This is a genomic window from Runella sp. R0.1_18, assembly GCF_057652155.1.
Genome location: NZ_JBYFCK010000084.1, coordinates 1 through 683 on the forward strand (window position 1 = coordinate 1; position 683 = coordinate 683).

Below are 683 nucleotides of genomic sequence, written 5' to 3' on the forward strand. Positions count from 1 at the left end.
TCTAAACCCATTTGTGATAAACCTCGAGCGTCAATTTTGTCGTTTTTAGATTTATTGCCGATGCTTTTGAGGTAATGTTTAGCCTTGTTTGGTAAGATTACACTGGCAGTCAAATCGTTTTGGAATAGATACCAAGCCAATTGCTCGTGATAAACCCCTGTGGATTCCATCACGAAGCGAATAGCTAAATTTTTATCTTTGCAATGCTTATCTACCCAGGTCAGAAAGCTATCAAAAGCAGTCGTTTTGTTATTGATTTTACCACTCCCCTTAATGGCTATTTTTCCGTTAGTGTCAATGACGGATACGCATAATTGTAAGCTGTCTTTGCTCACATCTATACCAACGCAATAGCGTAGTAAAGTGGCCGAACTTTGGTCTTGTTTGTTCATGTCAGGGTTGTTTTAAGTTGATTTTGCCTGACGGTTTTCCTCGAATTTTGTCGCATCGGCGCTCCGAACATAAATGCAGGATTGTAATGTAAGAATTACATCCATAGGTACTGTTCAAGTTACAGAGAAAAACAGGGTGAACAGATAGACCAGCGGTACAACATCGACTGCGTTGAGACGTGTTAGCGGCGAGACTCGGACTGCTGTCCACCCCTGTCAAACAACTACCTCAAAATTGTACGGCTCGGGCCGCCCCGTTTTTCCAACAATTTCAATGAACTTCAAAGATAT

1 protein-coding gene is annotated in these 683 nt (G+C 41.6%); it reads right to left on the reverse strand.

Translation table 11 applies throughout. The features are described from left to right. On the reverse strand, positions 1–392 hold a 392-nt coding region (locus AC23P2_RS31145; protein WP_487776798.1), incomplete at its 3' end, for an IS110 family transposase. Between the last annotated feature and the right edge of the window lie 291 nt (positions 393–683).